The sequence below is a fragment of the Micromonospora sp. S-DT3-3-22 genome (assembly GCF_015354745.1).
Classification (GTDB): domain Bacteria; phylum Actinomycetota; class Actinomycetes; order Mycobacteriales; family Micromonosporaceae; genus Micromonospora; species Micromonospora wenchangensis.
This window is the reverse complement of sequence record NZ_JACGMO010000175.1, coordinates 1-11,241: the sequence shown is the minus strand read 5'-3', so window position 1 is coordinate 11,241 and position 11,241 is coordinate 1. Positions and strand designations below refer to the sequence as shown.

Here is an 11,241-nt window from a genome sequence, read left to right as displayed (position 1 = left end):
GGCGGCCCGGCGCGGGGCAGGCCGTCGTCCGGGCTGGTCGCCCCCGCCGGCACGGCGACCTCGGCGGCCGTACCGTCCCGGGGCGGGGCGGTGCGGTGCCGGGTGGTCGCCACCCGGTAGCCGTCGCGGCCGGCACCCTTGGCCGCGTACAACGCCTCGTCGGCGGCGTCCAGCACCTCCGCGCCGGTGCTGGCGTGATCGGGATAGACGGCGATGCCGATGGAGACCGACACCGCGATCGTCGTCGGGACCCCCGCGTGACCGGCCACCACGACCGGGGTTTCCCGCACCGCCGCACCCAACCGCTCGGCCACGGTCGCCGCGCCCCGGGCGTCGGTCTCCGGCAGCAGCACCACGAACTCCTCGCCGCCCTGCCGGAAGGCGAGGTCCACCTCGCGGATCTCGCCGCGCACCCGGCGGGCGAACTCGGCGAGCACCGCGTCCCCGGCGGCGTGCCCGTAACTGTCGTTGACGGTCTTGAAGCGGTCCAGGTCGAGGACGAGGATGCTGAGCATCCGACCGAACCGGCTGGCCCGCTCCACCTCCCGACGCAACGACTCGCGCAGGTAGCGGTAGTTCCACAGCCCGGTCAACGGGTCGGTCAGCGACAGCCGCTGCGCCTCCTCGTGCACCCGGACGTTCTCCACCGCCACCGCCGTGTGCCCGGCGAAGGTACGCAGGGTGGCCAGGTCGTCGTCGTCGAACTCGTCGCCGCCCAGCCGGTCGTAGAGGACCAGCACGCCGACCGCAGGGTCCCGACCGGTGGCGTCCCCGCCGGGCGCGGTGAACGGCACCGCCACGTACGTCTCGCACCACGGTTCGCCGGGCGGCGTCGCCCCGGACGGCACCCGGCCCCGCTGCGGTTCCCCGGTGGCGGCGACCGCACCGACCACCCCCGCGCCCACCGGCACCCGCAGTTCCTCCGGCTCGGTGCCCGCCGGGCAGCGCCCGGCCAGCCCCTCGGCGCACTGCCCGACGAGTGTCGCCGTGTCGTCGCGCAGCAGCACCGCCCCGGCCCGCGCCCCGGTCGCCGCGATGGCGCTGTGCAGGATCACCCGCAGGATGCGTTGCAGGTCGTGGGTGCTGGCCAGGGTGTCCCCGAGCACTCCGAGATGCCCGCGCAACTGGTCCCGGCTGCTGGTCAGCGCGGTCACGTACCCGGCGGTCTCCCGGATCATCCGGTTGAACGCGGCGGCGAGCCGGCCGATCTCGTCCCGGCTGCGCACGGGCACCCGGGCGGTCAGGTCACCCCGGGCCACCCGGTCCACCGCCCCGGCCAGCTCCACCAGCGGCCGGGTGGTGACCCGGGCCAGCCGCCACGCGGTCAGCACGGCCAGCACGGCGGCCAGCAGCACCGCCCCGACCAGCGCCGCCGGCAGACCCGACGGCCGTTCACCGGCGACGGAGAGCAGCAGCGGCAGCGGCTGCCCGGGGGTCGGCCCGAGCCGCCGGACGTACCGGCCGTCGGGGGTCGTCGTGACCCGGTCGCCGTCGAGGCCACCGGCGGCGGCGAGCACCTCCTCGCGTACCCGACGGGTCTCGGTGGTGTGGGTGATCCGGTCGGGGCCGTCGGCGTCGTCGAGCAGGGTGACCGCGACGCCGGTCGCGGCGGCCAGCCGGGCCACGAACGCCGGGTCGACCACCTCGGCGGCGGCCACCGTGCCGAGCGGCGTGCCGGCCGGGTCACGCAGGTCCACCCGGGCGCTCAGCGCCCGCACCGGCCCGCCGGTCCGGGCCGTCCCCGTGCAGTCCTGCCAGGGGGTCGCCGGCCCACCCGGGGTGGCGTACGTGGTGCCGCCGGCCACGTCGGTGACCAGCACGCCGGCGGCCAGGCCCCGGCTGACCACCTGACCGGCCGCACCCGCCCGGGTCGCCGCGTCGGGGCGCAGGGCCACCGCGTCGGCGGCGGCCCGCAACTGCTGGCAGAGCGCGTCGATCGAGGTACGCACGGCGGACGCGGCCAGACCGAGGCGTTCGGTGGACCGGCTGCGGTCCACCGTCGACAGCGTGGTGCCGACGAACACCGCGCCGAGCAGCACCGGACCGAGCACCACCGTGAGGAAGGCCGCCGTCAACCGCCCGCGTAGCGTCAACGCTGTCCCCCCGGAAGTTCCAGGCCCGTTCCTGCGATGCTGACACAGAGCGACCGTATTGACAGCGTTGCGTCAGGAGTGTTGCGTGCCCGATTTTTCTGATGGAGCGGAAGCCGCCCACGCGGCCAAACGCGAGGCACGCGGCGCGCTGCTCGCCCGCCGTCGGGCGCTCACCGCGCCCCGACGGGCCGCCGCCGCGGCGCGCGTCCAGGCCGAACTGACCGCACTGGTACGCCGGCTGCGGCCGGCCCGGATGACCGGGTACGTGCCGGTCGGCTCCGAACCGGGCGGCCCCGACCTGCCCGACGTACTGCGGGCCGCCCTGCCCGCCGGGGCGGAACTGCTGCTGCCGGTGCTCCGCGACGACCTCGACCTGGACTGGGCCCCGTACGCCGGGCCGGGCACCCTGGTCGCCGCCGGCCGGGGCATGCGCGAGCCGGACGGTCCCCGGCGGGGCCGGACGGCGATCGTCGGGGCCACCCTGGTGGTGGTGCCCGCGGTGGCGGTGGACCGGCGCGGCCTCCGGCTGGGTCGGGGCGGCGGCTCCTACGACCGCGCCCTGGCCCGGGTGCCGGCGACCACCCTGACCGTGGCGCTGCTGCACGACGGCGAACTGCTCCCCGCGCTGCCCGCCCAGCCGCACGACCGGCCGGTGGGTGCCGTGCTCACCCCGTCGGACGGGTTGCTCACGCTTCCGCCGCCGGTGTCTGTCGATCATGTGGCGGGTTGACGGCGGGGGCCGGCTTGACGCCGCGGCGCGTTTGATGCTGCGGCGCGTTTGATGCTGCCGTCCGGTTGATGGTCTGGTCCGGTTGGTGTCGCGGCCTGCGGTGGGGTGCGGTCCGCGCCCGGCGGGCCCGGGGACGGGGACGCCCGGTGGACGGATCACGATCACGTCCGCTGGACGAACCCGGGTCCGATGACGCACCATTGGCACTCGAATACGTCGAGTGCCAACCGGCCGTGCCAGATCCGGAGGAGAACGTGCCCACGTACCAGTACGCCTGCACCGCGTGCGGCCACCAGCTCGAGGCGGTGCAGTCGTTCTCCGACGAGCCGCTGACCGAGTGCCCCGCGTGCGAGGGGCGGCTGCGCAAGGTCTTCAACTCGGTCGGGGTCGTGTTCAAGGGCTCCGGCTTCTACCGCACCGACTCCCGGGCCTCCGGCAGCGAGGGCAAGAGCGGCGCGGCGAAGCCGGCGAAGTCGGAGGGTTCCTCGTCCGGCGGAGACGCCTCCGGTTCCGGCTCGTCGTCCAGCTCGGGTTCGTCGTCCAGTTCGGGCGGCTCCTCAGGATCCGGATCCTCGGGGTCCGGCTCCTCGGCATCCGGGTCCTCGGGGTCCGGCTCGTCGTCCTCCAGCCCCACCAAGTCCCCCGCCACCAGCACCTCCTCCTGACCCCCTCCCTCCCCCGCCCCACCTCCGCGCCCCCTCGCCCCCGCCCCGCCAGCCCGGGTTGATCAAGAGATTCAGGTCAAGTGGATCTCTGCGGATGACGTAAACCTCTTGATCACCGGGCCTGACCCGGGGCAGTGGGCGGGTTGGGGGTGGGTCGGGTTTTCCACAGGGCGAGCCGTTGTCCACAGGCTGTGGACAACGGCTCGTGAGGGGTGTGGTTTCCGCCTAACCTGCTGAGCCGGGATGTCACCACGGCAGCCCGGCGGACAGCGGAGGTGGGTCATGGCGGCCAGGGGCGCGGACGGTGACGGCTCGCTACGACCGTTCCGCTGGCCGCGCCGGCCGGGTGGGGCGACCCTGCTGCGCGCAATACTGGTCGCCGTCCTGCTGGGGCTGGCGGTGATCGTCCTGGACGCCGGCCGGCCCGCCCCCACCACATCCCACCGGCGTACGGCTGCCGACGAGGTCGCCGTCCCGCATGGCCAGGACGGTGGCCGGTCCGCTCCAGCCAACCGTGATCGAGCCGCCGACGGGGATGCTCGGGCTGCGCTGCCACTGCCGAGCGGCTTCGTCGGAGTGCCCGTACGCCTGGCCGAGCCGGCCGCTCTCGCGGTCCTGCGCCCCGGCGCGCGGGTCGACCTGCTCGTGCTACCGGCGGGACGGAATGCCGGTGAGACGGTCCTGCTGGCCGCCGACGCGCTGGTGCTCGACGTGGTGGGTCGGGACGCTGTAGACGGCTCGTCCGCGCTCTACCTGGCGGTCCGGCCCGATCAGGCGCAACGCTCCGTCGGCCAGCCGGAGGGCAGCCGCTTCAGCGTCGTCATCCGGGGTTGATCCACTCGTCGGGGCCGATGTTGCGCTATCACCTACCCCGGATAGCGCAACATCGCCACCAATAAGTGGATCTTGCCAAAGACCGCGCCCGGCCGGATGGCCCCGGGGTGGTCAGCTCCAGTGCGGGGGGCGTTCGGCGAGCAACCAGTCGTCGTTGCCGCCCCGGCGCTCACCCCAGCCGAAGTCGGTGTCGTCGGTGGTCTGCTCGGGCAGCACCACGAAGTCGTCGCTGAGGTCGACCGTACGGTCGTCGTCGCCGGGCACGCCATGCCCGGCCGGGTCCTCGGGGCTCACGATCGGCAACACTACTCCGCGCCGGCGCCACCCCGGCGCACCACCGAAGGTGCTTCTCCGGCACCCGCCCGGACCGCAGCGGGCGGGATGCAGGCGACCGCACCGCCACCAGCGCGCGGGGGTGCACCGGTCGAAGATCGCCGCGTCGAACCGGCTGACTAGCTCGTCACGTTGGTAGCGTCGGACGGCGTGACGACGCCCAGCGGTGCCAGCCCCGAGGACGAGTACTGGCGACGCCCACCCAACCAGCCACCCACCCCCTCCCCCACCGGGCCGACACCCCCGGCGAGCGACGCGGGTACGGCGGAGGCAGGCTCCGCAGCCCGAGTGGGAGGAGCAACCGCCGAAGCCGGCCCGGGAGAGGAAACGGGAGCCGGGTCCAGAGCGGCGACGGACGCGGGGACCTCACCGGCCCCCTCGCCCTGGGCCAGCCCCGCCGACGGGTCGGCGACGGGTCTTCCGGCTCGGTCGTCCGCTCCACCACCGACCCAGCCCGCACCACCGCCCGGCCAGCCCGGTGCGGGGGCACCGTCCGACGCGGGACCCGGCACGGGGGCGTCCGGACCGGGAGCGGGCCCGGCGGTACCGGAAACGGGCGGGCCCCCACCGGGACCGGGCAGGCCGGTACCCGGATCGGGCAGGCCGGCACCGGGAACGGGCAGGCCGGGGTGGGCGGGCGCGGGGCAGGCGGGGACGGCTGGTTACGCCGGGCCGCCGCCGACCACGCCCCCACCGCCGGGCTGGCGTCCTCCCGTACACCTGGCGGCGACCCCGGCCCGTACCCTGCCGGCGCAGGACATGGAGGCGATGGACACCGCGGAGCAGCAGGCGCAACGGATCACCTGGAGCGTCGGCGCGGTGGTCGGGGTCGTGCTGCTGGTGCTGCTCTGCCTACTCTGCTCCCGGGCGCTGTTCTGACCGCTGCCGGACGGCAGGGCAAACCCGACGAGACCGCCGACGGACGAGACCCCGACCCCACCCGGGTCACCGGTCAGAAGGTGTTGCTCCACACCGAGGCGGCGCCGCTGTCCCCGGTGAGATAGACGTACACCAGGGCGAACACCGCCAGCACCACGGTGATCGCGGTCAGCACCCAGGTCGTCCAGGCGGGCAGGTCCGGGGTACGCACCCGGGTGCTGGTCACCGCCAGCAGCAGCAACGCCGCCACGGCCAGGCCGATGGTGAACCATTGCAGCGTCTCGCCGTACTCGGAATGCTCGTGGATCTTGGCGAGCAGTTCGGGCGAGTAGCCCTTCGCCCGCAGCGCCGCCTCGAACGCCTCCCCCGACTCGGTCGCCACCCAGGCGAGGACCGGGGTGACCACGGCCAGGATGGCCACCGCCCAGTCGAGGCGGGGCCGCCAGCGCGGCATCAGGCCGTACGCGCTGGCCAGCAGCGCGAGCAGTGGCACGAAGACCACCACGGCGTGGACCACCAGGACGTGACCTGGCAGACCGTTGATCTCCTTGAACACCGACACCTCCGAGCGTGGAATGCGGGTTGCGGCAGTCAGCGTACGTCGCGGCCTGCCCCGTAGGCGTACACGCGGCGTCGAACGTTCCGGTTCACCGCACGCCGCCGGCCACCCCGGCCCCCTCCCGACGGCGGGCGGCACGACGCCGGACGTGGCACTGTTGACTGGTGGACAGCGACGATCTCGGCCTCTTCGGTCCCGGTTCGGTCACCTGGAAGGTGCACGACGAGCCGATCCTGATCGTCGCCGGCCTGCGTTCCCTCTACCTCCAGACCCTGCACCCCCGGGCGATGGCCGGGGTGGCCCAGAACAGCAACTACCGGTCGGACGCCTGGGGGCGGCTGGTCCGCACCGGCACGTACATCGACACGGTGAACTACGGCACCACCGCCGAGGCCGAGCAGGCCGGCCGGCGGTTGCGGGCCCGGCACGCCCGGCTGCGCGCCACCGACCTGTTCACCGGGGAGCAGTTCCGGATCGACGAGCCGGACCTGCTGCGCTGGGTGCACGTCACCGAGGTCGAGTCGTTCGTGAGCACCGCCCGGCGGGCCGGTCTGTCGCTGACCGATACCGAGGTCGACGGGTACTACGCCGAGCAGCGGCGGGCCGCCGCGCTGGTGGGACTGGACCCGGCCGGGGTGCCGGGCAGCGCCGCCGAGGTGGCCGACTACTACCGGGCGGTCCGGCCCGAGCTGCGGATGACGAAGGAGGCGGCGGAGACGGCCCTGTTCCTGACCGCCCCGCCGATCCCGTGGAAGCTCAGCCGACCGGCCCGCCTGGGGCTGAGCCTGGGGCCGCCACGCTGGGCGTACTTCGGGGTGGCCGGCACGGCGCTCGCGCTGCTGCCGCCGTGGGCGCTGCGGCTCTACGGCGGCCTGGGGCTGCCCACCACCGCGCTGTCGGCCGACCTGAGCGTGCGGGCGCTGCGGCTGGCCCTGACGGCGCTGCCCCGCAACTGGCGGGAGAGCCCGATCCAGCAGGCGGCGAAGGACCGTGCCGCCCGCCTCACCGCCGCCGCCTGACCACCCCTGACGGGTCGCCCCGACGCGGGAGGCCGGTCAGTCGGTCACCGGAGCGGCGGGACGGTCGATCGCCGACCACGGCTCGCGGCCGGGGGTCTGCGCGCCGACCGGGCAGGCCCGGCGGTAGTCGCACCAGCCGCAGCGGGGCCCGGCGACGGCGGGGAACGCCTCGTCCGGGTCGGCCCCGTCGGTGACCGCCCGTTCGGCGGCCATGATGTCCCGGGCGGTGTCCTCGGCGCGGCTGAGCTGCCGGGCCAGCGACTCCTCGGTGTGGTCGTGCCCGGCGACGGTGCCGGTCGGCAGGTGGTGCAGCTCCACCCGCCGGCAGGGTCGACGGAACGTCCGCTCGGCGGCGTACGCGTAGAGGGCCAGCGCCTGCGAGCCGCGTGCGTCGTCGGCGTCCAGCCCGGTACGGCCGGTCTTGTAGTCGACGATGACCAGTTCGGGGCCGTCCGGGCCGGGGCGGGAGTCGATCCGGTCGGCCCGCCCGTTGAAGGCCAGCACGGCGGTCTTCACGGCGACCACCCGTTCCACGCCCAGCGGGTCGTCGCCGGGATCGAGGGTCGCGACGTAGCCCTCCAGCCAGCCCAGCGCCCGCTGGTAGGCCGCCCGTTCCTGCTCGTCGTCGCGGTAGCCCTCGCGGACCCAGGTGCCCTTGAGCAGGGCGGGCAACGCCTCGGGACGCCGCCGGTCGGCGGGCAGCGCATACCAGTTCTTCAGGGCGGTGTGCACGCTCGCGCCGAGCGAGTTGTGCGCCCACGGCGGGCCCTTCGGCGGGGCGGGCCGGTCCAGGTAGGCGTAGCGGTAGCGCCGGGGGCAGTCGGCGTACGCACCGAGTTTGCTGGGTGTGCAGGTGAAGAGCCGTTCGGGCATGCCGGCGAAGCCGAGTTGCTCGGGTTGGCCGGAGCGGGGCCGGGGGGTGCCGGCGGAAGAGGCTCGTCGCACCCCCGTGATCCTGCCAGCCCGGTACGACAGCCCGGCGGCGGCACGGCGGGCGGATCAGCCCATGTTCACGTACTGGGTGACGAAGGCCGCCACCGCGTCGGCGATGAGCTGCACGGCGATGGCGGCCAGCAGCAGGCCGGCGATCCGGGTCAGCACCTCGATGCCGCCCGGCCGGAGGATCTTGACGATGCCGCCGGAGAACCGCAGCACGACCCAGACCGCCAGCATCACCGCGACGATCGCGGCGGCGATCGCCGAGACCTGCCCGACGCCGTCGGCCTGCTGCACGAAGAGCATGGTCGCCACGATCGCGCCGGGACCGGCCAGCAGCGGGGTGCCCAGCGGCACCAGGGCGATGTTGGAGGTGACCTGCTGGCTGGGGTCGTCGGCCTTGCCGGTGAGCAGTTCCAGCGCCACCAGGATCAGCAGCAGCCCACCGGCGGCCTGCAACGCCGGCAGGTCGACGTGCAGATAGGCGAGGAGGGTCTGGCCGGCGACGGCGAAGACCACGATGACCCCGAGCGCCAACGCGACCGCCTGCCAGGCGGCCCGGTTGCGGTCACGGGCCGGCAGCGGGCCGGTCAGGGCGAGGAAGATCGGCATCATGCCCGGCGGGTCGACGATGACCAGCAGGGTCACGAAGACCTCACCGAAGAGCTTGAGATCCACCGGACGAGGGTAGCGGTGCCGCTGGCAGGCGAAACGCGGATCACCCGGAAGCGACGCCGGTCACTCCGGAGGCCGCCGCGACGATCCGCTCGTACGCCTCCACGGCGGTGGTGTGCGCGCCCAGCCGGACGGTCTTGTGGCTGCCGTGGAAGTCCGACGAGCCGGTGACCAGCAGGCCCAGGTCGGTGGCGAGCCGCCGGACGTGCGCCGCCTCGGCGGGCGTGTGGTCCTCGTGGTCGGCCTCCAGGCCGGCCAGCCCCGCGTCGGCCAGCTCGGCGATCAGCTCGTCGGGGACGATCCGCCCCCGCCGGCTGGCCCGGGGGTGGGCGAACACCGGCACGCCGCCGGCCGCCCGCACCAGGGCGACGGCCCGGAACACGTCGATGTCCTCCTTGGGCAGCCGGTACCGCTGCCCCAGCCACTCCCGGCCGAACGCCTCGGTGGTGGTGGCGACCAGGCCGGCCCGGATCAGCGCGGCGGCGATGTGCGGGCGGCCGACCGTGCCCCCGTCGGCGGCGGCCATGATCTCCGGCCAGCTCACGTCGATCCCGTCGGCGCGCAGCAGCTCGACGATCCGTTCCCCGCGCGCCTCGCGGGCCTGCCGTACCCGGGCCAGCTCGGCGACCAGCTCGGGGTGCTCCGGGTCGAACAGGTACGCCAGCAGGTGCAGCGGGAGCGCCGGTTCCGCACCCTGCCAGCGGCAGGACAGCTCCGCGCCCCGCACGAGGCTGAGCCCGGCCGGCAACGCGTCGGCCGCCGCTGCCCACCCGGCGGTGGTGTCGTGGTCGGTGATCGCCACCACGTCCAACCCGGCGTCGGCGGCGGCCCGGACCAGTTCGGCGGGGCCCAGCGTGCCGTCGCTGGCGGTGGAGTGGGCGTGCAGGTCGATCAACGGGCGCGCGGGCATGATCCCGACGCTACCCGGCGGGTCACCCCGGGTCGGTTCCGGTCACCAGCACCGGCCGGACGCCGTCACCGACCCCGGCGACCGGGGTCGAGGTGGCCGGCTGGCCCGCCAGCGCCTCGTCGGGGCGCAGCCGGACCAGTGCGCCGTTCCGGTCGACGTACGCCGCCGTCCGGGTGTCCGTCCAGGTCACCACGCCGTCGATCACCGGGCCGACGGTCCGCGACGGCGGGGCGGTGTCGGCCAGGTCGACCAGGACGGCGCCGTCGACCCCGGCGAGCCGGCCGTTGACCAGCAGCCAGCGCCCGTCGGGGGAGACCGCACCCCGACCGTCGGCGGCGGGCGTCGGCGCGCACCGGGTGGTGGTCGGGGTCAGGTCGGGGGCGAGCACGGCCAGGCAGCTCCGGGCCCCGGCGCGTACCCGGGCGACCAGCCGGCCGTCCGGCATGACCCCGTAGACGTCGAGGACGTCCGGGGCGACGGGCCCGGGTGACCCGCCCGGCGTCGGCCGCCACCACCGGTGTCCGCCTGCGGAACCGGCCCGCAGCAGCACCCGGTCGCCGACGAACCGGACCGGCACCGCGTCGGCGGGCGGGCCGGCCACGAGGGCGACGAGCTGACCGGCGACGATTCCGGCGGCGAAGAGCCGGCCGTCGTCACGCCAGGCCACCTGCCGGCCGTCGGGCGACAGGGCGATCTCGTCCGCCCCGGCGAGCAACGCCCGGGGCTCACCGCCGGCGGGCACCACCCAGAGAGTACGGCCGGCTGCGGTGACCGCCCCGGTCAGCAGCCAGCCACCGTGTTCGGGCAGCCGTTGCGCACGTTCGACCGGCCCGACGCCCAGGTCGTACCGCTGCCCGGCGACGGTGACCAGGGTGCCGGCGACGATCAGGTCGACCCCGCCGTCGGTCGACGGCTGCGGCGGGGCGGGTGCGACCGGCCCGGCGGACAGGCTGGCCACCCCGCGCGGGTCGCCGAGCACCACGGTCGGCGTGGTGGGGCGGTCCGCCTGGCCGCCGAGCTGGGTCATCCCCCCGGTGACCAGGGCGGTCGCCACGCCGGCCAGGGCGAGCCCGGCGACGGTACGCCGTCGCCGCGCCCGACGGGCCCGCCCGAGCGCCGTCCCGGCCGGGTCGACGGGCAGCCGGTGCGGCACGGCGACCCGCTGGGCGAGGGTCTCCCGGAGCGCCTGCTCCAGCGGCTCGTCGTGCGTCACGGCGAATGGACGCTCGGGGGCACCGGTCTGGTTGTCCGTCCGGGGTGAGGAGGGTTTCATCGGCTCTCCGCAGCGAGCGCGGTGGTCGGGTTCGGTCGGGTGCCCGCGCCGACCGGCTGGGCCGTCGCCGGGTCGGCGCCGGTCCCGGCGGGTGCCGCTCCCGGCGGGGAGGCCCCGGCCCGGGTGGGCGGCCCACCGGCGGGGGTGCGGGCGGGTGGCGGGCGGTCGGAGGCGGGCAGCGCCCCGGCGTGCTCCGCGGCGGGCGGCCTGGTCTCCGCCACCGGTGGACCGGCGCGTCGGGCGGCCCGCCGCCCCCCGCCGGCCGGGGTCCGGCCCGGCGCGGGTGTCGGGGTGCCGCCGGTGGCCCGGTCGGGCGACGGCGTACGGGCGGCGAG

The 11,241-nt window shown here is 75.6% G+C and carries 11 protein-coding genes and 2 pseudogenes; 4 read left to right on the top strand and 9 right to left on the bottom strand.

The features are described 5' to 3' along the window. Positions 1-2,093: diguanylate cyclase (locus H1A17_RS31605; protein ID WP_194823589.1), on the bottom strand; the 2,093-nt coding region annotated here is incomplete at its 3' end. Between the two features lie 85 nt (positions 2,094-2,178). Here H1A17_RS31605 and H1A17_RS31600 point away from each other — a divergent pair. Together H1A17_RS31600 and H1A17_RS35730 are read left to right on the top strand one after the other, a co-directional pair. Next, the gene (locus tag H1A17_RS31600; RefSeq protein WP_194823588.1) at positions 2,179-2,823 is read left to right on the top strand and encodes a 5-formyltetrahydrofolate cyclo-ligase; all 645 of its coding nucleotides are present in this window, start codon (positions 2,179-2,181) and stop codon (positions 2,821-2,823) included. A gap of 68 nt (positions 2,824-2,891) precedes the next feature. Further along, positions 2,892-3,170: pseudogene (locus H1A17_RS35730) on the top strand (FmdB family zinc ribbon protein); the annotation flags it as partial. A 62-nt stretch (positions 3,171-3,232) separates the two neighbouring features. Here H1A17_RS35730 and H1A17_RS35725 read toward each other — a convergent pair. Further along, positions 3,233-3,472 (bottom strand): hypothetical protein, encoded by a 240-nt coding sequence (locus H1A17_RS35725; protein WP_309236915.1) that lies wholly within the window; start codon positions 3,470-3,472, stop codon positions 3,233-3,235. 298 nt (positions 3,473-3,770) lie between these two features. Between H1A17_RS35725 and H1A17_RS31590 the strand changes: the two genes are divergently transcribed. Next, on the top strand, positions 3,771-4,322 hold the full coding sequence (locus tag H1A17_RS31590) for a flagellar biosynthesis protein FlgA (protein WP_194823587.1): 552 nt from the start codon (positions 3,771-3,773) through the stop codon (positions 4,320-4,322). A 111-nt stretch (positions 4,323-4,433) separates the two neighbouring features. Here H1A17_RS31590 and H1A17_RS31585 read toward each other — a convergent pair whose 3' ends face one another. Next, entirely contained in the window at positions 4,434-4,616 is a 183-nt protein-coding gene (locus H1A17_RS31585; RefSeq protein WP_309236914.1) for a hypothetical protein, read from the bottom strand. 991 nt (positions 4,617-5,607) lie between these two features. Then, positions 5,608-6,090: a DUF2231 domain-containing protein gene (locus H1A17_RS31580; protein ID WP_145917772.1), complete on the bottom strand. Its 483-nt coding sequence runs from the start codon at positions 6,088-6,090 to the stop codon at positions 5,608-5,610. Positions 6,091-6,257: 167 nt separating this feature from the next. Here H1A17_RS31580 and H1A17_RS31575 point away from each other — a divergent pair, with 167 nt between their 5' ends. Continuing rightward, positions 6,258-7,112 (top strand): oxygenase MpaB family protein, encoded by an 855-nt coding sequence (locus H1A17_RS31575; RefSeq protein WP_145917771.1) that lies wholly within the window; start codon positions 6,258-6,260, stop codon positions 7,110-7,112. Between the two features lie 36 nt (positions 7,113-7,148). On the opposite strand, the gene H1A17_RS31570 is transcribed toward H1A17_RS31575, so the two are convergent. From H1A17_RS31570 to H1A17_RS31550, 5 genes and pseudogenes are all read right to left on the bottom strand, one after another. Continuing rightward, positions 7,149-7,985, bottom strand: a complete 837-nt coding sequence (locus H1A17_RS31570; protein ID WP_194823590.1) for a PD-(D/E)XK nuclease family protein — start codon at positions 7,983-7,985, stop codon at positions 7,149-7,151. Positions 7,986-8,111: 126 nt separating this feature from the next. Continuing rightward, the gene (locus H1A17_RS31565; protein ID WP_145917769.1) at positions 8,112-8,726 is read right to left on the bottom strand and encodes a MarC family protein; all 615 of its coding nucleotides are present in this window, start codon (positions 8,724-8,726) and stop codon (positions 8,112-8,114) included. A gap of 40 nt (positions 8,727-8,766) precedes the next feature. Beyond that, positions 8,767-9,633 (bottom strand): PHP domain-containing protein, encoded by an 867-nt coding sequence (locus tag H1A17_RS31560; RefSeq protein WP_145917768.1) that lies wholly within the window; start codon positions 9,631-9,633, stop codon positions 8,767-8,769. 22 nt (positions 9,634-9,655) lie between these two features. Then, positions 9,656-10,846, bottom strand: a complete 1,191-nt coding sequence (locus H1A17_RS31555; RefSeq protein ID WP_240762594.1) for a hypothetical protein — start codon at positions 10,844-10,846, stop codon at positions 9,656-9,658. 56 nt (positions 10,847-10,902) lie between these two features. Then, positions 10,903-11,241 (bottom strand): annotated as a pseudogene (locus H1A17_RS31550) (hypothetical protein); the annotation flags it as partial.